This window comes from Streptomyces tubbatahanensis (assembly GCF_022699385.1).
GTDB lineage: Bacteria > Actinomycetota > Actinomycetes > Streptomycetales > Streptomycetaceae > Streptomyces > Streptomyces diacarni.
Genome location: NZ_CP093846.1, coordinates 2325776 through 2346961, shown reverse-complemented (window position 1 = coordinate 2346961; position 21186 = coordinate 2325776). Strand labels below are relative to the sequence as shown.

Here is a 21186-nt window from a genome sequence, read left to right as displayed (position 1 = left end):
TCTGATGCGTTGTCAGCGGGGTGTCGGGCGTCACACGGCACCGCGCGGCGCGTGGCCGCGCGGGTGGGAGAGGGAGGCCGAGGAGGGCATGGGCATGTACGTCGAACACCAGCAGCTCTACATCGGGGGCGCGTTCACCGACCCCGCCGGCGACGGGACGATCGAGGTGGTCTCCCCGCACACCGAGCAGCCCATCGGGCGCGTACCGCACGCCTCACGCGCCGACGTCGACCGCGCGGTGCGGGCCGCGCGCGAGTCCTTCGACTCGGGCGTGTGGTCGGGGCGTTCGCAGGCCGAGCGCATCGAGACCGTCACGCGTGTCAAGGACGCCTTCGCGGCGCGCAGCGAGGAGATCGCCCACCTCATCAGCGCGCAGAACGGCACCCCCTACACCTCGGGCGTGATGGTGCAGTCGCTCGCCGCGATGATGGTGTGGGACGCGGCGCTCAGAGTCGCCGCCGACTACCCCTACGAGGAGCGCAGGGCGGGCGCGCTCGGCCCGCTGCTGGTGCGGCGGGAGCCGGTGGGCGTGGTGGCGGGCGTGGTGCCCTGGAACGTGCCGCAGTTCACGGCCGCGGCCAAGCTGGCCCCCGCGCTGCTGGCCGGCTGCTCCGTGGTGCTCAAGGTCTCGCCCGAGACCCCGCTGGACGCCTACGTGCTGGCCGAGATCGCGCAGGAGGCCGGGCTGCCGCCCGGCGTGCTGTCGATCCTCCCCGCCGACCGGGAGGTGAGCGAGTACCTGGTGGGCCACCCGGGGGTCGACAAGGTCTCCTTCACAGGATCGGTCGCGGCGGGCAAGCGCGTGATGGAGGTGGCCTCCCGCAACCTGACCCGCGTCACGCTGGAGTTGGGCGGCAAGTCGGCGGCCGTCATCCTGCCCGACGCCGACCTGGACGCGGCGGTGGCGGGCATCACCCCGTTCGCCTGGATGATCAACGGCCAGGCCTGCGTGGCCCAGACGCGCATCCTGGCACCGCGCGAGCGCTACGACGAGATCGCCGCACGCTTCCGGGCCGCCGCCGAGGCGCTGACCGTGGGCGACCCGCTCGACCCCGCGACCGAGCTCGGCCCCCTGGTCGCGGCGCGCCAACGGCAGCGCTCCCTCGACTACATCGCCCTCGGCCGCAAGGAGGGCGCACAGGTCCTGACGGGCGGGGGGACGCCCGAGGCGATGCCGACCGGCTGGTACGTCGAACCGACCCTCTTCGGCAATGTCGACAACTCCATGCGGATCGCCCGCGAGGAGATCTTCGGCCCCGTCATCTGCCTGCTGCCGTACGACGACGAGGACGAGGCGGTCCGCATCGCCAACGACTCCGACTACGGGCTCTCCGGCAGCGTGTGGACGGCCGACACCGAACGCGGCGTCGACGTCGCCCGCCGCGTGCGCACCGGCACCTACTCCGTGAACACCTTCAGCCTCGACATGCTCGGACCCTTCGGCGGCTTCAAGAACTCCGGCATCGGACGCGAGTTCGGCCCCGAGGGATACGCGGAGTACCTGGAGCACAAGATGATCCACCTGCCGGCCGAGGCGTGAGCACCGGCCCGCAGGCCCCCTGCGTACGGGGCTGCGGGGCTAAGGGGCTGCGGGGCTAAGGGACTGCGGGGCTAAGGGACTGCGGGGTTGCGGCGCTGCGGGGCGCAGGCACGCGACCGCCGGAATCCGGGACACGAGTAGCGAAGGGGGAGCGCCCATGGCCACGGCGGACCGCTGGCACATCGAGGTGGACAGGGACCTGTGCATCGGTTCGGGAATGTGCACCGCAGGCGCACCGGAGGCGTTCCGGCTGGACGCCGCCCGCCAGTCCCGGCCCGTGGCCCCGGAGCGTGCCCCCTCGGAGGAGGTGCTGTCCGCCGCCGAGGGGTGCCCCGTCGAGGCCATCACCGTGACCCTGGCCGACACGGGCGAAGCGGTCTTCCCACCGGAGGAGTGACCCGGCTCCCACCGCCGGCCCCGGTCCCCGCACCTTCTCGCACCGGGCGCCCGGCCTCGTCGCGGACCTTCGCGCCACGGCGCCCGGCCTCGTCGCGGACCTCGCGCCACAGCGCCCGGCCTCGTCGCGGACCTCGCGCCACAGCGCCCGGACGGTCGCCGCCCACGGCGCTGTGGGGCTGCTGGGCGGTTACCGGTCGGACAGCTGCAACCAAAGAGACGCCCGCCCGTCTCGATCGAGGGATGTGCTCGCGCTGCCCGGCGCCCAGGCTGGCGGCCATGTCCAGACACCACACGCCCGTCTTGGCGGACGGCACACGGCCAACCCCCGCTCATGTCCACCGCGACGCCTGGTTCCCCGGGAGGCGCATCGGAGGAGCAGCGCTCGTCCTCGGCCCACTCGTGTGGTTCGCCGGTCTGCTCCTGCGCCATCTGGCCACCCGGGCGGCAGGTTTCTCACCGGAGCAGCAGACGTGGTTCGACCAGCAGCCGTTCGCCGCTCCCGCCCAACTGGCGGCGTACCAGGCGCACCCCGCACTGGTCACGGCAGGCTACGCGTGCTTCGCCGGCGGAGCCGTTGTGCTGTGCCCGGCCTTCATCACACTCGCCAGGATCGTCGCCCCACGGTGCCCGGGACTCGCTCGCGTCGGCGGCACACTCGTCGTCGTGGGTCTCTTCTCCCGCCTGTACTGGGCCGGGACCGACCACACCGCCTTCCAGCTGGTCGAGGAGCTGGGCCTCGACCAGGCCACCAGCACGGTGCTGGACATGTACGGGGACATCTCCTACGGGCCATGGCGGGTCCCCGTCACGGCCGCCTTCGGCCTCTACATCGGAACGCTGGTACTCGCCGTGGGGGCCTACCGAGCGGGAACGTTCGGTACGGCGCGGCTGCTGCTGTTCCTCCTTTCGGGGACGCTGTGGACCGGCGTGCTCAAGGAGAGCGGCCTCTTCGACGGCGTCGTCTCGGCCGCCGCCCTGTGCCCGGTGCTGGTGCCCCTTGGCATCCGGGTGCTGCGTGGCGGTGTGCCAGAGCTGCCCACCCAGGGGCCGCCCGCGACCGACCGGGGCCCCTTGAGGATCCTGAGCTGGTGACATATCGTGCTTGCGACCGTGGTCCGGCATCGGTACCGACCAGGCTGTCGCGTCTGCTGCCGGCCCCGTGGCTGCCTGCTGCTGTCGCCTTCTGCGGCGCCTTCTTCCCTGCGGCCCTCCCCGGAGCGCCCCTGTACGGGCCCGGGCTGTCAGGGCCGGCCGCCGTGCCCGGCCACGCCGTGAGCGCCGTGGTCGGGGTCCTGGCGGCGGTGGCGATGGTGAGGGTGCCGAAGCGGAGGTGGCCGCTGTTTCTGGTCACGGGCGTCGACGCGGTGGTCAGGGCGCCGGGACTGCTGGTCGCGGTCGCCTCCTATGTGGCGGCGACGACGTGCCGACGCCCCCGCGACGTGGTGCTCTTCACCTCGGTCGCGAGCGTGCTGGTGGCGGTACCGCGGCCCGGTGTCGAGTTCGCCTCCGCGCTCGGCGGCGTGGCGCTGTTCGTCTGGCTTCCCGTCACGGCCGGGCTGTGGCGGGCCGCCCGCGGGCAAGTGGTCGCCGGACTGCGTGAGCGGGCCGAGCGGCTGGAGAGGGAGCAGGCCACACGCGCCGAGCAGGCCCGGGCACAGGAACGCGCCCGTATCGCCCGGGACATGCACGACGTGGTGGCCCACCGGGTCTCGCTGATGGTGCTCCGCGCCGGAGCGATGGAGATCAACGCCACCGAGGAGAAGACCGCGGCGGAAGCGGAACTCATCCGGACCACGGGCAAAGAAGCGCTCACCCAACTCAGAGCCGTACTGGGGATACTGAGCGAGCCGGACGGGGAGTCCTTCCGGCCGCGACCGACGCTCGCCGATCTCGATCGCCTGCTCGACCAGTCCAGGTCGGCAGGTGTTCCCGTCGAACGGCGTGACGAGGGCGCGGCGGGCGGCGGCGTCCCCGCCATGGTGGAACACACCGCTTACCGGGTCGTGCAGGAAGCACTGACCAACATCCACAAACACGCCGGCCGGGCCGCCACCCGGGTCGTGGTGCGGCACCTGCCCTCGGCGCTGGAGGTCACGATCACGAACGACGCCGCGAGCGGCCAGACCCGGACCATGCCGGGCAGCGGACTGGGGCTCCTCGGCCTGCAAGAGCGGGTCGAGCTGCTCGGCGGCCACTTCACCGCCGCCTCAAAACCCGGTGGGGGATTCGTCGTCACCGCGAGGCTGCCGGCATGATCCGGGTACTGATCGTCGACGACGAGGCCCTCGTCAGGACGGGGCTGCGGATGATTCTGCAAGCCGCTGAGGACATCGAGGTGGTCGCCGACGCGGACACGGGGGCGGCGGCCGTCACCGCGGTCGTCGGTCACCGGCCGCACGTCGTCCTGATGGACGTACGGATGCCAGGCATCGACGGCGTGGCCGCGCTGAGGGAGATCAACCGGCTGCCTGACCCACCGGCCGTGGTCATGCTCACCACCTTCGACCGTGACGAGTACGTCCACAGCGCCCTCCGCGCCAGGGCCGCCGGGTTCCTGCTGAAGGACACCGCCCCGCGCGACCTGATCGCTGCCGTCCGCACGGTGGCCGACGGCAGCGCCATGCTCTCGCCGACGGTCACCAGGCGGCTGATCGACGCTTTCGCCGAGCAACGGCCCGCGGACCCCCAGGCGGACCCCCAGGCGGCCAGGGCGCGGCTGTCCGTCCTCACCGACCGCGAACGCACCGTCGTGGGGGCGGTCGCCCGCGGACTCGCCAACGCCGAGATCGGCCGGGAGCTCGGAATGACCGAAACCACCGTCAAGGTTCATGTGAGCCGTTCGCTCACCAAGCTGGGGTTGTCCAACCGGGTGCAGATAGCGCTTCTTGTCCGCGACTCCGGCTGGTGGAGTACCGACATGCCCGCGCCGTGAGTGGCACGCCCGTGCTGTTCGTGTCCGGGCGGGCCGGTATTCCGTTGCCGGAGAGGCGCCACGCGGGATAGGAACAGCGGCATGACGTCTCTCGGTGCTGTCTTCCGTCCCCAACTCCCCCCGGAACACCTGCGGAAGGTCGCCCAGGCCGCGGACGAGGCCGGACTGGACCAACTGTGGCTGTGGGAGGACTGCTTCCTCGAGAGCGGTGTCGCGACCGCCGCCGCCGCGCTCGCCTGGACGCAGCGGCTGCGGGTGGGTGTCGGCCTGCTCCCCGTCCCGCTGCGCAACGTCGCGCTGACCGCCATGGAGACGGCCACCCTGCGCCGGCTTTTCCCCGGCCGCTTCGCCGTCGGGCTCGGCCACGGGGTGCAGGAGTGGATGGGGCAGGTCGGCGCCCGTGCCGACTCGCCCGTCACGCTGCTGCGGGAGCACCTCGACGCCATGCGGGCGCTGCTGCGCGGGGAGCGGGTCACGGCCGAGGGCCGGTACGTGCGGCTCGACGAGGTCGCCCTGGACTGGCCCCCGGCCGACGACCCCGCGGACTGGGCTGTGTTCGCGGGCGCGCGCGGGCCGCGTTCGCTGCGGCTGAGCGGCGAGGCCGCGGACGGCACGGTGCTGGACGCCAACACCGCACCGGACGGCATCCGGCACGCGCGGCACCTCGTCGAGGAGGGCCGCGCGGCGGCCTCCCGCACGGGACACCACGAGATCGTCCACTACCTCAGCACCGCCACCGGACCCGACGCGGCGGCCAGGCTGCGCGCCGAGCGGCTGCGCGAGGGCCACGACCCGGAGACGGGGCCGGGGATCGCGGGTGACGCCGCCGCGGTCGCCGAGGCGGTCGGGCAAGCGGTCGCGGCCGGTGCGGACACCGTCGTCCTCCAGCCCACCGCGGACGAGCCCGACCCCGAGGCGTTCGTCCGCTTCGCCGCCCGGGAGGTGCGGCCGCTCCTGGACTGACCGCGAGCGGCTCGCCCTCAGTCCGGGATGCCGCTGCCCAGGGCGAGGGCGGCGAACGTCGCCAGCCAGTGGTCCGTGGTGAAGTCTCCCGAGGTGGTGGCGGGGAGAGCGGCACCGAGGTTGGCGTCGGCGGAGGCGTGCAGCGCGGCGATACGCGGATCGTCGCAGGGCAGCGCGCCGGCGATGCCGCGCAGGGCCGCCGAGCGGCTGAGGCAGAGGCCGAGGAGGTGGCCGATCTGGGGGTCAGCGGTGTCCGAGATGCGCGGTGGCGGGAGGAGACCCGCCCCGCTCGCGTCGTCCAGCTCCGGCAGAAACCGGCCCAGCCACGCGGCGAACTCCTCCGCCGGCAGCACGCGGCGCACGGTGTCGGCCTCGCACAGCAGCGGGGAGAGGAAGTCCTGCCCCGACGGCTCCCAACGGGTGGCGGCGCCGTGGTCGGGCACGTACCACTCGCGGACCTTCGCGGCCACCGGCGCCACGAGGTGCGGCTGGCCGGCCCGTTCGGCGCTGTCCAGCACGAGGCCGAGGGCGAACGCGCTGTTGGCGTGGGTGCCGTGCCGCACGGGGTAGGTGGCCTTGGGCAGCCAGCCGAGGATCAGCTCGGCGGCGGTTCCGGCGGCCGGAACGAGGGCCGCCCGCCACGTCGCCGCCCCCACGTGCGGCTCCGTCCCGGCGTGCTGCTCCGCCCGGGGGCGCTGCTCCGTCCCGGCGTGCCGCTCCGCCCCGGCGCGTGACTCCGCCGTGAGGCCGGTGCCCGTCTCCGCGTACGCGGCGCTCTCACTGGCGAGTGCCAGCAGCCAGGCCCAGCCGTAGGGCCGCTCGAACGAGGGATGGGCCCGCAGGTAGGCGCTCTCGGCCGTCAGCGCTTCGGGTGTCAGGTGCCGGCCGAGGGTGCGCACCACCGCGTCCCGCACGGCGGGCTCGGCACCGTTCCACGGCAGCCGCAGCGACCGCAGGAGCAGCCAGTGCATGTGGACGGACGAGTGCCAGTCGTAGGCGCCGTAGAAGGCGGGGTGGAACCGGCGCGGCTCCACCAGTTCCTCGCGCCCCGCGAGCAGGTGTGCCGGGGCGTTCGGATACTCCCGGGTGACGTTGGCGAGGGCGACCTCGGCGAAGTGGGGCAGCCGCTCCACCAGCGCCTCCCACCGCTCGCGCCGGCTCCGCACGCCCTCGGCGCTGCTCCCGGAGCCCTGGATGCCGCTCTTCGGCCCGGTCGTGCCGCTCAATGGGTCGCTCCGCCCGTCACGCGCAGGTCCACCGTCGTGTGTGCCGCCGTGGCCACCATGGCGGCCAGCCCGTGCGCGGCGTCGCGTACGGACAGCGAGGGCGGGGTCGGGGTGTGGGCCGCGGCCTGCCGGGGTGTGTAGGGGACGTGCACGAACCCGCCGCGCACCGAGGAGTGCTCGGTGGCCAGCAGGTGCGCGAGTCCGTAGAAGAGGTGGTTGCACACGAAGGTGCCCGCCGTCTGGGAGACGGAGGCGGGGACGCCCGCGTCCCGCGCCGCGGCGACGCAGGCCTTGAGGGGCAGGGTGCTGAAGTAGGCGGCGGGGCCGCCCGCCACCACGGGCTCGTCCACGGGCCGGCGGCCCGCGTTGTCGGGTATGCGGGCGTCGTCGACGTTGAGGGCGACGCGTTCGACGGTCAGGTCGGTGCGGCCGCCCGCCTGGCCCAGGCACACCACCAGGTCGAGGTCGGCCCCTGCGTCCTCGACGGCGGCGCGCAGCTCCTCCAGGGCCGTGCCGAAGACGCAGCTGATCCGCACGGCCCGGACCCGGACCCCGGGTGGCGGGTCGGCGGCGAGCAGTTCGGCGGCCTGCCAGGAGGGGTTGACCTCTTCGCCGTCGAACGGGGCGAAGCCGGTGACCAGCACGTTCACGGGGGAGGAGGGGGCGGGTGCGGCGGGTGGGGGCGCAGTCACGGGGGCCGCTCCTAGAAGGCGAAGAGGTAGACGATGGCGATGTTGCAGGCCAGCAGCGCCACCGCGGTGGGCGCCTGGGCCTTGATCGGCCCGTACTGGTCCTTGAGTTCGAGCAGGGCGGCCGGGACGAGGTTGAAGTTGGCCGCCATGGGCGTGCACAGGGTGCCGCAGAATCCGGCGAGCATGCCGACCGCGAGGACGGCGGCCGGGTCGCCGTTCATCTGCTCGATCAGGACGGGCCAGCCGACGGCCGCGGTCATCACGGGGAAGGCGGCGAAGGCGTTGCCCATGATGACGGTGAAGACGAACATGCCCGCGCAGTACAGCGCGACGGCGGCCAGCTTCTGGCCGTCGGGGAGGATGGATTCGGTGATCTTGCGTACCTGGGTGCCGACGCCCGCGGCCTCGAATATCGCTCCCAGTACGGCCAGCAGCTGGGGCAGCAGCAGGGCCCAGCCCATGGACTCCAGCAGTCCGCGCCCGGCGTGCAGGGGCACGCTGACGCGCCGCTCGCGCAGCACCCACATGCCGACGGCCAGCGCGACGATGGCGCCGAGGCCGAGCCCGAGGATGGTCTCGCTGCCCTCTTCGAGTACGGGGCTGCCGCCGATCCTCACCTTGGCGACCAGGACGGCGCACACCATGGCGACCAGCGGGATGGTCAGCGCGGGGATGAACAGCTTGGCGCCGAAGCGGGCGGCAAGCGAGGCGCGTTCGGACTCGCTGGTGGTCTGCGGGACGCCCTTGCCGGTCAGGTTGAAGCCGCCGATGCAGATGAGGCCGAGGACGGCCACGCCCAGGGGCTCGGCGGGCAGGGACTTCTCGTTGACCCAGGTGCTGTAGAAGAAGCAGACGCCCAGCAGGCCCCAGAAGGCGGCCGTGCCGTGGCGTTTGGGGTTGGTGCGGTCGCGCAGCATCTGGGCCGCCATGATGACGAAGACGGCGCCGACCAGCCAGAAGAACCACTCGGACTTGATCACTTGACGGCCCCGCCTTCTGTGCTGTCCGCGTCGCGCCCCTGCGCGTCCTCACGCGCCACGGCCATCTCGGCGTTCGCGGTCACCAGGTCGCGCTCCAGTTTCCGGTCGAGGCGCAGCAGCCTGCCGCCGTGGATGAAGAAGGCGCACACGGCGCTGGGGATGGCCCACAGCGCGAGGTGCAGCGGCTCCAGGTGGGTGTGGTAGGTGCTGTTGACCAGGCCGGTGATCAGCAGGATGGAGCCGATGGCGAGGAAGCAGTCCTCGCCGAAGAAGAGGCCGACCGTGTCGGTGCCCGCGGCGTGGGAGCGCACCTTCTCGCGGATCTTCCCCGGCAGCGGGCGCCCCTCGTTCATGCGCTCGGTGGCGGCCTCGGCCATCGGCGCGATCATCGGGCGGACGCTCTGTGCGGGCCCGCCGATGGTCTGCAGGCCGACGGCCGCGGTGAGCTGCCGCAGCAGCAGGTAGAGGGTCAGGAAGCGGCCTGTGGTCAGCTTGGTGCCGAGCTTGCCGATGAGGGTGCGGGCCTGCTGCTGGAGACCGTTGCGCTCCAGGAGGCCGATGACGGGGAGCGTGATCGCGAAGATCGTCACCGAGCGGCTGGACGCGAAGCTCTCGCCGAAGGTCCGCAGGATCTCGACGGGGGAGAGCTTGCCGAGCAGTCCCGTGACGATCCCCGCCACTCCGACGACGAGCAGCGGGTTGCGGCGTGTCGTGAATCCGAGGACCACCACGAGGACGCCGAGGAGAACGATCATGTCGCCTCCGCCTTCCATGAAGCGACTTCCGCCAAGCGGATTCCAGTGAAGCGAATTCCACGGGAGGCTAGAGGATTGTTGAACGATCCGACAAGAGTGAGCCATGTCACGTGGAGCTCGTCACGGCGCGGCCGGCGGAACCCGCGCCTGCGGAGGCGCGCCTTACGGGTACGCCTCCAGCAGCTGCCGCAGCGAGTCGTCCAGATAGGCCGCCAGCAGCGCTTCCGCCACGCCCTTGCGCCCCGTCTCCAGCGCCTGGACCAGCTCCTGGTTGCGCGTGAGGTACGGGTCGTGGAAGCGGCGCAGGTCGCCCATGATGTGGAAGGCCAGTCTCAACTCGGCCAGCACGCCGCGCATCATCTCGTCGGTGCGCGCGCTGCCGGCGAGCCCGGCCAGCGCCTGGTGGAAGCGGATGTTGGCGGTCGAGCACTCCTGCCAGTCGCCGTCGGCCGCCGCCTTCTCGCCCGCCGTGACGGCCGCCCGCACCTCGGCCACGTCGTACGGCGGCTCACCGAGCCCGCGCAGCGCCGCGCACTCGACGAGGCGGCGGACCCGGTAGATGTCCACGATGTCGGTGTCGGTCAGTACGCGCACGAACGTGCCCCGGTTGAGCCGGTGGACGAGCAGCCTCTCGTGTGTCAGCAGCCGGAACGCCTCTCGCAGCGTGTTGCGCGAGACGCCGAGGGCGCCGCAGATGCGCTCCTCCGAGAGCCGGGTGCCGGGCGGGAAGGAGCCCTGCGCTATCCGCTCGCGCAGGATGGCCGCCACGCGTTCGGCCGTGCTGGTGCGTCCCAGCAGCGCGCGGTCGGCGGCCAGGTCCGACAGCGCGGCGGACAGGCCTGCGGGCGGGTCGGCGGTCATGGGTCTCCCTCGGGTGGGTGCGCGCGCCGGCGCGGAGCCGGGGGCGCGGTGGGACGGTCGGGTGGCGGCATCCGGGCGAACCGGACGCCGGGCCCCCTTGCCGGATTGTTCAACAATCGCTTACGTTGCTGGCGATGGACCGGATGATCGACCTTAACGCCGACCTCGGCGAGGGCTTCGGGCGCTGGCACCTGACCGACGACGAAGCCCTGCTCGCCTCGGTCACCAGTGCCAACGTCGCCTGCGGCTACCACGCCGGCGACCCCGCCACCATGCGCCGCGTCTGCGAACTGGCCGCCGAGCGCGGCGTCCGCATCGGCGCGCAGGTCTCCTACCGCGACCTGGCCGGCTTCGGCCGCCGCGCCATGGACGTGCCCGCCGCCGAGCTGGCCGCCGAAGTGGCCTACCAGATCGGGGCGCTGGAGGTCTTCGCCCGCGCGGCCGGCTCCGCCGTCGCCTACGTCAAACCGCACGGCGCGCTCTACAACCGCGCCGTCCGCGACGGCGAGCAGGCCGCCGCCGTCGTCGAGGGCGTGCGGCTGGCCCGGGCGGCGCGCGGGTCCGGCCCCCCGCTGCCGGTGCTCGGCCTGCCGGGCTCCCGGCTGCTGGCCGCGGCCGCCGAGGCCGGACTGCCCACCGTCGAGGAGGCGTTCGCCGACCGCGCCTACCGCCCCGACGGCACGCTCGTACCCCGCACCGAGCCTGACGCCGTGCTCCACGACCCGGACCAGGTGGTCGAGCGGTCGCTGCGCCTGGCCAGGGACGGCGAGCTGGTCGCCGCCGACGGCGGACTGCTGCGCAGCACCGCCCGCTCGCTGTGCGTGCACGGCGACACCCCGGCCGCCGCGCGACTGGCCCGGCGCGTCCGCGAGGAGCTGGCAGCGGCCGGCGTCACCGTCCGGGCCTTCGCGTGAACCGGAGGGCACACGAGGTGCGCGAGGCGAGCGGGGAACGCGGCACGGGGCGGGAAGGCGGCGCGGGCCGTGGTCAGGGCCGTGCCGCCGTGCTGCCGGTGGGCCGTGACGGGCTGCTGGTCGAACTCGGCACCGCAAAGGAGACCGAGGCCCTGCACGCCGAACTCCTGCGCCGCCGCTCCCTGGGCACCCTGCCGCCCGTCGCCGAGATCGTCCCGGGGGCCACGACCGTGCTGCTGGACGGCTTCCCGAGCGCCGACGCGGCCCGCGCACTGGCCGCCGAGCTGCCCGGCTGGGACGTGCCGCCGCCGGCCGGCTCTGCCGAGAGCGCCCTGGAGATCCCCGTCCGCTACGACGGCCCCGACCTCGCCGACGTGGCGGCGCTGTGGGGCGTGGCCGAGGACGAGGTGCCGCGCATCCACGCGGCTGCCACCTTCCGCGTCGCCTTCTGCGGATTCGCCCCCGGCTTCGGCTACCTGACCGGGCTCGACGAGCGCTACCACGTGCCGCGCCGCGCCGATCCGCGTACCCGCGTCCCGGCCGGTGCCGTCGGGCTCGCGGGCCCGTACACGGGTGTCTATCCGCGCTCCTCACCCGGCGGATGGCAGCTGATCGGCACGGCACCCGAGACCGTGCTGTGGGACGCGGACCGCACCCCCGCCGCCCTCCTCGCGCCCGGAACGCGCGTCCGGTTCGTCCCGCTGGACCCGGACGGGCCCGGCACGGAAAGCGACGGGCCGGACCGGCCCCCGGGAGGCGGCCGTGATGGCTGACGGACTGCAGACGGCACGGGCCGGGGTGCTGACCACCGTCCAGGACCTGGGCCGCGCCGGATACGCGCACCTGGGCGTACCGCGCTCCGGTGCCCTCGACGCGGGCGCTCACCGTCTCGCCAACCGGCTGCTCGGCAACCCGGAGACGGCCGCGACGTTGGAGACCACGCTGACGGGATGCGCCGTGCGGGCCCTGCGCCCCACCGTCGCCGCCGTCACCGGCGCACCCTGCCCGGTGACGGTCGACGGGCGGCCCGCCGCCTGGGGGCAGCCCGTCCACGTCCCCGCGGGCGCCGTCCTGGACGTCGGTGCCGCCACCCACGGCGTCCGCTCGTACGTGGCGTTCGACGGCGGCGTGGACGCGGACCCGGTGCTGGGCAGCCGCGCCACCGACCTGCTCTCCGGGCTCGGGCCCGCGCCCCTGTGCGAGGGCGCGGTGCTCGGACTCGGCGCACCGCCCGCGCACCGGCCCCCGGTCTGCTGCGACGCCGCCGCCTGGGCGGGGCCGCCACGCGAGTTGCTGCTGCCCGTGGTCCTGGGGCCGCGGCACGACTGGTTCACCCCCGGCGGGCTGCGCACCCTGCTGTCGTGCGGCTACCGGGTCTCCGCGGCCAGCAACCGGATCGGGCTGCGCCTTGAGGGCCCCGCGCTGGAGCGGGCCAGGGAGGGCGAACTGGCCAGCGAGGGCATGCCGCTGGGGGCGGTGCAGGTGCCGCCCGAGGGCCGTCCGGTGATCTTCCTGGCGGATCATCCGACGACCGGTGGCTACCCCGTCGTCGGCGTCGTTCCCCGCGAGGCGCTCGACGCGGCCGCCCAGGCCCCGCCGGGGACCCCGGTCCGCTTCGCCCCCGCGGGGGTGTGAGGGGCCGCGCCTCAGCCCTGTTCGCCGGCCTCTACGCCTTCTTCCCCTTCCGGCGCGGGCGCCGTCACCGCGATCAGCCGGCAGACCGTCTCGATGTCGATCTTGACCTGGGCGATCGAGGCGCGCCCCGACAGCCAGGTGATCAGCGCCGAGTGCCAGGTGTGTTCGATGACGCGGACCGCGGAGAGCTGCTCGGGGGTGGCGGGGCCCTCCAGGCCCATGGCGTCCAGGATGATCGCCGTCGTCAGCCGGGAGACGGTGTCCACCTCGGGACTGACGGAGCGGTCGGCGAAGTTGAGGGCGCGGACCATCGCGTCGGCCAGCTGGGGCTCGCGCTGGAGGGCGCGGAAGGCGCGCATCAACGTCTTGGCGACGCGGGCCGCCGCCTCCATCTCCTCCGGGGGCCGCTTGTGCAGGGTCTCGTGCATGTGCTGCAACTGGTCCTGCATGGTGGCCACCAGCAGGTGCACCTTGGAGGGGAAGTAGCGGTAGAGCGTACCGAGGGCGACGTGCGAGGAGTCGGCCACCTCGCGCATCTGCACCGCGTCGAACCCGCCCCGCCTGGCCAGCTGGGCACTGGCGTGCAGGATGCGGCTGCGCCTCGCCTCCTGGCGCTCGGTCAGCGGCGGAGACTGCGTCAGCGGGTGCGTGAGCGGCTGCGGGCGCGACGGCCGCTTGGCGCGGGCCGTGTGCGGGGGCTTGGGCTGCGGCGGTGTCGGCATCGCGTTGTTCGTCCCGTTTCCGTGGCGTCGTGAAGCCCTGGGGTGAGCCGTGCATTGTTGCAGGCCTCGCAGGGGTGGCGCGAATCACCTGCTCCGGTGGTTCGTCCGAAGTGACTGGCCGGTAAATTTCTCAGTCCGGGACGCGTCCCGGGTGGTGTCACCGCCCGGTGCCGTCCTCCCGAACAGCAACCTGAAACTTGTTCTAGGTTAGCGCGAGCGGCTACGCTCCGGCGGAAAGCAGTGACGAAGGGGGCCGCGAGTGACCGGTCAGGCCGTAACGGACCGCCCGCTGCGCATCGCGCTGCTGACGTACAAGGGCAACCCCTTCTGCGGCGGCCAGGGCGTCTACGTACGCCACCTCTCCCGCGAACTCGCCCGGCTCGGCCACACCGTCGAGGTCATCGGCGCCCAGCCCTACCCGGTGCTCGACGACGTCCCCGACGCCTCAGGGCGCCTCACCCTCACCGAGCTGCCCAGCCTCGACCTCTACCGCCAGCCCGACCCCTTCCGCACCCCGAAGCGCGGCGAGTACCGCGACTGGGTGGACCTGCTGGAGGTCGGCACCATGTGGACAGGCGGCTTCCCCGAGCCGCTCACCTTCTCGCTGCGCGCACGCCGCCACCTGGCCGCGCGGCGCGGCGCCTTCGACGTCGTCCACGACAACCAGACCCTCGGCTACGGCCTGTTGGGCGGCCCCGGGGCGCTCGGCGCGCCCCTCGTGACCACCATCCACCACCCCATCACCGTCGACCGCAGGCTGGAGCTGGAGGCGGCGGCCGGCTGGCGGCAGCAGGCCTCCGTGCGCCGCTGGTACGGCTTCACCCGCATGCAGCGCCGGGTCGCCCGCCGGCTGCCCTCGGTGGTCACCGTCTCGGGCTCCTCCCGCCAGGAGATCGCCGACGACCTCGGTGTGCGCCGCGACCGCGTCCACGTCGTGCCCATCGGCGCCGACACCCGCCTCTTCTCGCCCGACCCGTCCGTGCCCGAGACGCCGGGCCGGATCGTGACGACCTCCAGCGCCGACGTGCCGCTCAAGGGGCTCGTCTTCCTCATCGAGGCACTGGCCAAGGCGCGCACCGAGCAGCCCGAGGCCCACCTGGTCGTCGTCGGCAAACGCCCCGCCCACGGTCCGGTCGCCGACGCGCTCACCGCCCACGGCCTGGACGGAGCCGTCGAGTTCGTCAAGGGCATCAGCGACGCCGAGCTGGCCGCGCTGGTGCGCTCGGCCCAGGTCGCCTGCGTCCCCTCCCTGTACGAGGGCTTCTCCCTGCCCGCCGCCGAGGCCATGGCCACCGGCACCCCCCTGCTCGCCACCACGGGCGGCGCCATCCCCGAGGTCGCCGGGCGGGACGGCGACACCTGCCTGGCCGTGCCGCCGGGCGACGCCGGGGCGCTCGCCGCCGGGCTCGTACGGCTGCTGTCCGACAGCGCGCTGCGGGCCAGGATCGGGGCCGCCGGACGGGAGCGGGTGCTGGGGAAGTTCACCTGGGAGAAGGCGGCGCTCGGCACCGTCGAGCGCTACCGCGCCGCCATGGGCGCGCCCGCGCGCGAGACCTCGCCGCCCGTGGCGCGGCCGCCCGTCGAGCCGGCGCACGCCGCCGCCGGAAGCCGCCGAAAGCCGACACAGGTCGCTGAAAGCCGCTGAACCCCGCCGACCCGCCGACCCGCCGCCCCGTCGGCCCACTCCCGCCCCGCATGACCTTCTGGAAGGCTGATCGCCCGTGCTGACCGTGGACTTCGCCCGTTTCCCGCTCGCCCCCGGCGACCGCGTGCTCGACCTGGGATGCGGGGCGGGACGGCACGCCTTCGAGTGCTACCGGCGCGGCGCACGCGTGGTCGCGCTCGACCGGAACGCCGAGGAGATCCGCGAGGTCGCCACCTGGTTCGCCGCCATGGCCGAGGAGGGGGAGGCCCCCGAGGGCGCCACCGCCACCGCCATGGAGGGTGACGCGCTCGCCCTGCCGTTCCCCGACGACAGCTTCGACGTCGTCATCATCTCCGAGGTCATGGAGCACATCCACGACGACAAGGGCGTCCTCGCCGAGATGGTGCGCGTCCTGCGGCCCGGCGGCCGGATAGCGGTCACCGTGCCCAGGTACGGCCCTGAGAAGGTCTGCTGGGCGCTCAGTGACGCCTACCACGAGGTGGAGGGCGGCCACATCCGCATCTACCGCGCCACCGAACTCCTGGCCAAGATGCGCGGGGCCGGGCTGCGCCCCTACGGCAGCCACCACGCCCACGGCCTGCACGCGCCGTACTGGTGGCTGAAGTGCGCGTTCGGGGTGGACCGCGACGGCGACGAGGCGGCGCTCCCGGTGCGCGCCTACCACAAGCTGCTGGTGTGGGACATCATGAAGCGCCCGCTGGCCACGCGGCTCGCCGAGCGCGCCCTCGACCCCGTCATCGGCAAGAGCTTCGTCGCCTACGCGACCAAGCCGCACCTTCCGCACCTCACCGCGGCCGACGACCTCAGGGACCGCGCCAGCGAGAGCGCGGCGGCGGCCAAGTGACCAGCCCCGAGCGCACCGAGCGGCTCGTACTGCCCGGCGTCCTGACCGCGGAGCAGGCCCGGCAGACCGTCGCCGGCATCGCGGCCCAGCAGCGCGACGACGGCGCCATACCGTGGTTCCGCGGCCACCACCTCGACCCGTGGGACCACGTCGAGGCGGCCATGGCCCTGGACGCGGCGGGCGAACACGACCGCGCCGAGGCCGCCTACCGCTGGCTCGCCGCGCACCAGCAGCCCGACGGCTCCTGGTACGCCGCCTACGCCGACGGCGACGCGGCGGCCCCCACCGACCGGGCACGGGAGACCAACTTCTGCGCCTACCCGGCCGTCGGCATCTGGCACCACTACCTGGCCACAGGGGACGACGCCTTCCTCGACCGCATGTGGCCCGTCGTCACCGCGGCCGTCGCGTTCGTGCTCGAACTCCAGCAGCCGGGCGGCCAGATCGGCTGGAAGCGCGAGGCCGACGGCACCGCCCACACCGACGCGCTGCTGACCGGGTCCTCCTCCATCCACCACGCGCTGCGCTGCGCGCTGGCGATGGCCGAGCACCGCGAGGAACCGCAGCCCGACTGGGAACTGGCCGCGGGCTGGCTCGGCCACGCCATCCGCCGCCACCCCGAGCGGTTCCTCGACAAGAGCCGCTACTCCATGGACTGGTACTACCCCGTCCTCGGCGGCGCCCTGCGCGGCACCGCGGCCAAGGAGCGCGTCGAGGAGGGCTGGGACCGCTTCGTGGTGCCCGGCTTCGGCTGCCGCTGCGTCGTCCCCAACCCGTGGGTGACCGGCGGGGAGAGCGCGGAACTCGCCCTCGCCCTGTGGGCGATGGGCGAGTCGGACCGGGCCTTGGACGTGCTCCAGTGGATGGGCCACCTGCGCGCCGACGACGGCATGTACTGGACGGGGTACGTCTTCGAGAACGAGGCCGTCTGGCCCGTCGAGCGCACCACCTGGACGGCGGGGGCGCTGCTGCTGGCCGTCGCGGCGCTGGGCGGTGACGACGCGACGGTCCAGGTCTTCCGCGGCGACGCCCTGCCGGCGGGCCTGGACCCCGACTGCTGCTGAGGGTTCTCCCCGGAGCGCGAGAGGGGCCGGGAACTACCCGGCCAGCTCGGCCAGCACCCGCAGCGTGTGCGGGTCGGGCGCCAGCACCAGCAGGTCGGTCACCGGACCCGCGCGCCACAGCTCCAGCCGTTCCGCGACCCTCGCGCGCGGGCCCACCAGCGAGATCTCGTCGGCGAACGCGTCGGGTACGGCGCGCACCGCCTCCTCGCGCCGCCCCTGGGCGAACAGCGCCTGGACGCGCTCGGCGTCTGATGCGTACCCCATCCGCGCCATCAGCTCCGCGTGGAAGTTGCGGCGGGCGTGGCCCATGCCGCCGACGTAGAAGCCGAGCATGGCCTTGACGGGCAGCAGGCCCTCGGCGACGTCGTCGCAGATCCTGGCCTGGGCCAGGGGCGCGACGAGGAACCCGGGCGGCGCCTTGGCGAGCGCGGCCTCGTACATCGAGGCGCGCGTCGGCGACCAGTACAGCGGCAGCCAGCCGTCGGCGATGCGCGCGGTCTGGGCGACGTTCTTGGGGCCCTCAGCGCCGAGCAGGACGGGCAGGTCGCCGCGGAGCGGGTGGGTGAGGGACCGCAGGGGTTTGCCCATGCCGGTGGAGCCGGGGCCCGCGTACGGATGCGTGTGGTAGCGCCCCTCCAGCCTCACCGGGGCCTCGCGGCGCAGCACCTGGCGCACGACGTCCACGTACTCGCGGGTCAGGGTCAGCGGCGAGGAGGGGAAGGGCCGCCCGTACCAGCCCTCGACCACCTGCGGTCCCGACAGGCCCAGCCCGAGGTGCACGCGGCCGCCGCTGAGGTGGTCGAGGGTGAGGGCGTGCATGGCGGTGGCCGTGGGGGTGCGGGCCGCCATCTGTGCGACGGCGGTGCCCAGGCGGATGCGGGTGGTGTGGGCGGCGATCCAGGTCAGGGCCGTGAACGCGTCCGAGCCCCAGGACTCGGCGGTCCACACCGAGTGGTAGCCCAGGTCCTCCGCCGCGCGGGCGAGTTCCAGGTGGCGGGGGTCGGGGCCGCGGCCCCAGTACCCGAGCGCCAGTCCGAGCCGCATCGCCCGCCCCTCTCGTCCGCCCACCCCGGCAACTGACAAGCCGTCAGGTCGCCGGGGCAGCGTACGTCAGCGGCCCCCCGCCCGGAAGGGCGAGGGGCCGCTGACCCGTGCGGGAGACCCGGAGGCTCAGCCGCGCTGGATGTTGGAGGTGTCCTGCAGGATGCCGCGGCGGCCGTCCTGCGTCTGGGCGATGAGCGCCTGGCCGCGCTGCTCGACCGCCAGGTACCAGGTACCGGGGGCCAGTTCGGCGATCGGCTGCGGCGAGCCGTCCTCCGGGAAGAGGGGACGCGCCATCGGGACGGCGAACCAGAACGGCTGGAACCCGGCGTCCTGGGGAGCGCCCGGGGCGCCCTGCGCGCCCCCGTGCGGCTGGCCAGGGCCCGGCTGACCCGGCTGACCCGGCTGCGCACCCGGCTGGCCGTACTGCGGCTGGCCCGGCTGACCGCCCTGCGCGCCGTACGGGCCCGGCTGGCCGGCCTGCGGGCCGCCCGGGTAGCCGTAGCCGCCGCCCTGCTGCGGGTAGCCGTAGGGCGCCGCACCCGCGCCGGGACCGCCCGCACCGCCGGCGGGCACCAGCGGAGCCGCCAGCGCCGGGACGACCGGGGTGATGAGCGCCGCGGCGGCACCGATCAGCACCGCGATGAGCCCGAGGATGGCCCCGGCACCCATGTCCGCGCCGTCAGGGGCGACGATGAACTCCCAGATCATGGACCACAGCGAGACCACGATCAGGCTCGCACCGAACTGCGGCAGGGTGACGGCGCCGAACTTGCGGCCCTCCGGCAGGAAACGGCCACCGACCAGCGCCGCGGCACCGAGGATCCCGGTCAGGAAGATCGAGGGCAGGATCAGCTGGAGCTTCTCCGTGTCCCAGGCGTTCGGTACCTCGTCGCACAGCGAACCGGAGCATTCGATGGAGAAGAAGTCGAGGAACGAAGCGATGAACAGCAGCACCGCTGCTCCTATCACCGCACCGTCGCCTCGCGTGAGCGAGCGGATGTTCACGTGGGGTCCTTAATCGGTCTGGTCATGGTTGAAGTCTGCCGGGGGTGAGCACCCCATCGTACGGATGAGACTACGGGCGGGCCGTGGGGGTTCGCTCCCCGGTTTCACGGTTTCCCCTTCCCGGCTGCGAGGAAAGCGGTGATCCCGTCCGTGACCCCGCGTGCCGCCTTTTCGCGCCACTTCGCCGACGTGAGGTGGGCGACGTCGCGCGGATCACGCATGTTGCCGCATTCGAGGAAGACCTTGGGCACCTTACTCAGGTTGAGGCCCCCCAAGTCCCCTCTGGTGTCCAGGCCGTTGCCGTCACCAAGATAGTTGGCGGGCTGTTCGCCGGTGGCCGCGCGGAAAGCGTCGCGCAGATCGGTACCGAACCGTCGAGAAGGCGTGACGATGTCGCGGGTGTCAGCGGCCCCCTCGTGGACGGATGCGGGAAGAATCACATGGAAACCGCGGCTTCCCGCGGGTGCGCCGTCCGCATGGAGCGAAATGGCCGCGTCCGCTTGCGCCTGATTTCCCTTTTCCGCGCGTTCATCCACGCATGGGCCGTACGGCTCGTCGCCGTCGTGGGTGAACCTGACGGTGGCCCCGCGCTCCCGAAGCCGCGTACGGACCCGGTGCGCCAGATCGAGAGTGAAGTCGGCCTCCGCGTAACCGGAATTGGTCGCGGTGCCCGTGGTGTCGCATTCCTTCTTCCCCGTGCCGATATCGACGCGCCGGGAAATCTTGCCTGGCTGGTCGCGGTTGCGCGGATTGTGGCCGGGGTCGACGACGATCACCTTGCCGCGCAGCGGCTCGTCCGCCGGCTTCTCCCCTCCCCGCGCGTCGTCGCCCTGCTCACCCCGTGTGCTGGGGGAGGCCGGGGAGGACCCGGCGGAGTGGTCCCCGTCCTTCGCGCGCGGCTTGCCGTCCTCGTCACCGTCGCCGCCGAACGCGCCGCATCCGGCGGTGCCCAGGCACACGAGCGCGGCAGTCACCGCCGCCGCCATCCGCTGACCCGTCCGCCGCCGTCGCCTCACGTAGCCTCCATTCGACACGGGCGTAGATGGTAGGCCCTCGCCCCCGCGCCGCCTCCGGCGCGGGGGCCGCGGGGGCGCGGAGGGGGGCCGCGCTCAGCGCCGCCGCAGGACCCGCAGGGAACCCGTCGCGGAAACCGCGTCGTAGGCGCCCGAGGCCAGGGCGCGTTCGTGGATGTGGTGCGGCGCCTGTCCGCCGTCCGCCGGGTCGGGGAAGACGTCGTGGATCACCAGCAGTCCGCCGGGTGCCAGGTGCGGGGTCCAGCCCTCGTAGTCGGCGCTCGCGTGCTCCTCCGTGTGGCCGCCGTCGATGAAGACGAGACCCAGCTTCGTCCCCCACAGCGCGGCCACCCGCGGCGAGTGTCCGACCAGCGCGATCACGTGCTCCTCCAGGCCGGCCGCGTGCAGCGTGCGCCGGAAGGTGGGCAGGGTGTCCATCGCGCCCACGACCGGGTCGACGACCTCGGGATCGTGGTACTCCCAGCCGGGCTGCTGCTCCTCGCTCCCGCGGTGGTGGTCGAGCGTGAGCGCCGCCACCCCGGCCGCCCGCGCCGCGTCCGCCAGCAGCAGCGTGGAGCGCCCGCAGTAGGTGCCCACCTCCAGCAGGGGCAGCCCCAGCGCCCCCGCCTCCGCTGCCGCCGCGTACAGCGCCAGGCCCTCGTCCCGCGGCATGAAGCCCTTCGCCGCCTCGAACGCGGCGAGCGTACGCGGCTGCGGGGCGGCGACGCCGCCACCGGGGGTGGGGGAGGGCTGGTTCATCGGTGTTCCTTACCTGTCGTGGACGCGCGCCCGCGCTGCGCGGCCCTTGCCCGGCCGGAGCGCTACCGGGTCATGCTGCCCTACCGCCGCTGTCCTGCCGGGGGGAGGTGCCGTGGGGTCCTCGGCGGGCGGCTTCCGGCGTCCGTCCCGCCGTCGGCGCACACCTTCCCTC

Annotated in this window: 22 protein-coding genes; 12 read left to right on the top strand and 10 right to left on the bottom strand. The window is 73.7% G+C overall.

All coding sequences use genetic code 11. From position 1 onward, the window contains the following. Window positions 1-88 precede the first annotated feature (88 nt). The 6 genes from MMF93_RS10115 to MMF93_RS10090 all read left to right on the top strand — a co-directional run bounded on the left by MMF93_RS10115 (window position 89) and on the right by MMF93_RS10090 (window position 5834). The gene (locus MMF93_RS10115; RefSeq protein ID WP_242750859.1) at window positions 89-1540 is read left to right on the top strand and encodes an aldehyde dehydrogenase; all 1452 of its coding nucleotides are present in this window, start codon (window positions 89-91) and stop codon (window positions 1538-1540) included. Window positions 1541-1697: 157 nt separating this feature from the next. Continuing rightward, window positions 1698-1937, top strand: coding sequence for a ferredoxin (locus tag MMF93_RS10110; RefSeq protein WP_242750858.1), 240 nt, complete (start codon window positions 1698-1700; stop codon window positions 1935-1937). A gap of 278 nt (window positions 1938-2215) precedes the next feature. Further along, window positions 2216-3031, top strand: a complete 816-nt coding sequence (locus MMF93_RS10105) for a hypothetical protein (RefSeq protein WP_242750857.1) — start codon at window positions 2216-2218, stop codon at window positions 3029-3031. Then, window positions 3028-4194 carry a sensor histidine kinase gene (locus MMF93_RS10100; RefSeq protein WP_242750856.1) on the top strand — a complete coding sequence of 389 codons (1167 nt, stop codon included), beginning with the start codon at window positions 3028-3030 and terminating at the stop codon, window positions 4192-4194. The genes MMF93_RS10105 and MMF93_RS10100 overlap by 4 nt, the downstream gene beginning before the upstream one ends. Continuing rightward, a complete protein-coding gene (locus MMF93_RS10095) occupies window positions 4191-4871 on the top strand; it encodes a response regulator (RefSeq protein WP_242750855.1) in 681 nt (226 codons plus the stop codon). Before MMF93_RS10100 ends, MMF93_RS10095 begins: the two co-directional genes overlap by 4 nt. An 81-nt stretch (window positions 4872-4952) precedes the next feature. After that, a complete protein-coding gene (locus tag MMF93_RS10090; RefSeq protein WP_242750854.1) occupies window positions 4953-5834 on the top strand; it encodes an LLM class flavin-dependent oxidoreductase in 882 nt (293 codons plus the stop codon). A 17-nt stretch (window positions 5835-5851) separates the two neighbouring features. Here MMF93_RS10090 and MMF93_RS10085 read toward each other — a convergent pair whose 3' ends face one another. The 5 genes from MMF93_RS10085 to MMF93_RS10065 form a co-directional block, all read right to left on the bottom strand. Next, entirely contained in the window at window positions 5852-6970 is a 1119-nt protein-coding gene (locus tag MMF93_RS10085) for a DUF2891 domain-containing protein (protein WP_242757437.1), read from the bottom strand. Between the two features lie 86 nt (window positions 6971-7056). Further along, window positions 7057-7752 (bottom strand): pyroglutamyl-peptidase I, encoded by a 696-nt coding sequence (pcp, locus tag MMF93_RS10080; RefSeq protein WP_242750853.1) that lies wholly within the window; start codon window positions 7750-7752, stop codon window positions 7057-7059. A gap of 11 nt (window positions 7753-7763) precedes the next feature. Next, the gene (locus MMF93_RS10075; protein ID WP_242750852.1) at window positions 7764-8732 is read right to left on the bottom strand and encodes a DUF979 domain-containing protein; all 969 of its coding nucleotides are present in this window, start codon (window positions 8730-8732) and stop codon (window positions 7764-7766) included. Beyond that, complete coding sequence (locus MMF93_RS10070; protein ID WP_242750851.1) at window positions 8729-9487, bottom strand: DUF969 domain-containing protein; 759 nt, start codon at window positions 9485-9487, stop codon at window positions 8729-8731. Before MMF93_RS10070 ends, MMF93_RS10075 begins: the two co-directional genes overlap by 4 nt. Window positions 9488-9649: 162 nt before the next feature. Continuing rightward, entirely contained in the window at window positions 9650-10348 is a 699-nt protein-coding gene (locus MMF93_RS10065; RefSeq protein ID WP_242750850.1) for a GntR family transcriptional regulator, read from the bottom strand. Window positions 10349-10491: 143 nt separating this feature from the next. Between MMF93_RS10065 and MMF93_RS10060 the strand changes: the two genes are divergently transcribed. From MMF93_RS10060 to MMF93_RS10050, 3 genes are all read left to right on the top strand, one after another. Next, entirely contained in the window at window positions 10492-11262 is a 771-nt protein-coding gene (locus tag MMF93_RS10060; protein WP_242757435.1) for a LamB/YcsF family protein, read from the top strand. Window positions 11263-11351: 89 nt separating this feature from the next. Further along, window positions 11352-12035 (top strand): 5-oxoprolinase subunit B family protein, encoded by a 684-nt coding sequence (locus tag MMF93_RS10055; RefSeq protein ID WP_242757433.1) that lies wholly within the window; start codon window positions 11352-11354, stop codon window positions 12033-12035. Continuing rightward, a complete protein-coding gene (locus MMF93_RS10050; RefSeq protein ID WP_242750849.1) occupies window positions 12028-12897 on the top strand; it encodes a 5-oxoprolinase subunit C family protein in 870 nt (289 codons plus the stop codon). The genes MMF93_RS10055 and MMF93_RS10050 overlap by 8 nt, the downstream gene beginning before the upstream one ends. Before the next feature lie 11 nt (window positions 12898-12908). Here the strand turns inward: MMF93_RS10050 and MMF93_RS10045 are convergent, their stop codons facing one another. Continuing rightward, window positions 12909-13619 carry a TetR family transcriptional regulator gene (locus tag MMF93_RS10045; protein WP_242750848.1) on the bottom strand — a complete coding sequence of 237 codons (711 nt, stop codon included), beginning with the start codon at window positions 13617-13619 and terminating at the stop codon, window positions 12909-12911. 259 nt (window positions 13620-13878) lie between these two features. Between MMF93_RS10045 and MMF93_RS10040 the strand changes: the two genes are divergently transcribed. The 3 genes from MMF93_RS10040 to MMF93_RS10030 all read left to right on the top strand — a co-directional run bounded on the left by MMF93_RS10040 (window position 13879) and on the right by MMF93_RS10030 (window position 17193). Beyond that, the gene (locus tag MMF93_RS10040; RefSeq protein ID WP_242750847.1) at window positions 13879-15264 is read left to right on the top strand and encodes a glycosyltransferase family 4 protein; all 1386 of its coding nucleotides are present in this window, start codon (window positions 13879-13881) and stop codon (window positions 15262-15264) included. Window positions 15265-15340: 76 nt separating this feature from the next. Further along, window positions 15341-16129 (top strand): class I SAM-dependent methyltransferase, encoded by a 789-nt coding sequence (locus MMF93_RS10035; protein ID WP_242750846.1) that lies wholly within the window; start codon window positions 15341-15343, stop codon window positions 16127-16129. After that, window positions 16126-17193 (top strand): prenyltransferase/squalene oxidase repeat-containing protein, encoded by a 1068-nt coding sequence (locus tag MMF93_RS10030; protein WP_242750845.1) that lies wholly within the window; start codon window positions 16126-16128, stop codon window positions 17191-17193. Before MMF93_RS10035 ends, MMF93_RS10030 begins: the two co-directional genes overlap by 4 nt. A 33-nt stretch (window positions 17194-17226) precedes the next feature. Here MMF93_RS10030 and MMF93_RS10025 read toward each other — a convergent pair whose 3' ends face one another. From MMF93_RS10025 to MMF93_RS10010, 4 genes are all read right to left on the bottom strand, one after another. Then, window positions 17227-18237, bottom strand: a complete 1011-nt coding sequence (locus MMF93_RS10025; protein ID WP_242750844.1) for an LLM class F420-dependent oxidoreductase — start codon at window positions 18235-18237, stop codon at window positions 17227-17229. A 126-nt stretch (window positions 18238-18363) separates the two neighbouring features. Continuing rightward, window positions 18364-19242 carry a DUF5336 domain-containing protein gene (locus MMF93_RS10020; RefSeq protein ID WP_242750843.1) on the bottom strand — a complete coding sequence of 293 codons (879 nt, stop codon included), beginning with the start codon at window positions 19240-19242 and terminating at the stop codon, window positions 18364-18366. Between the two features lie 104 nt (window positions 19243-19346). After that, window positions 19347-20228 carry an N-acetylmuramoyl-L-alanine amidase gene (locus MMF93_RS10015; RefSeq protein WP_242750842.1) on the bottom strand — a complete coding sequence of 294 codons (882 nt, stop codon included), beginning with the start codon at window positions 20226-20228 and terminating at the stop codon, window positions 19347-19349. A 123-nt stretch (window positions 20229-20351) separates the two neighbouring features. After that, window positions 20352-21014: a class I SAM-dependent methyltransferase gene (locus MMF93_RS10010; protein ID WP_242750841.1), complete on the bottom strand. Its 663-nt coding sequence runs from the start codon at window positions 21012-21014 to the stop codon at window positions 20352-20354. Window positions 21015-21186 lie beyond the last annotated feature (172 nt).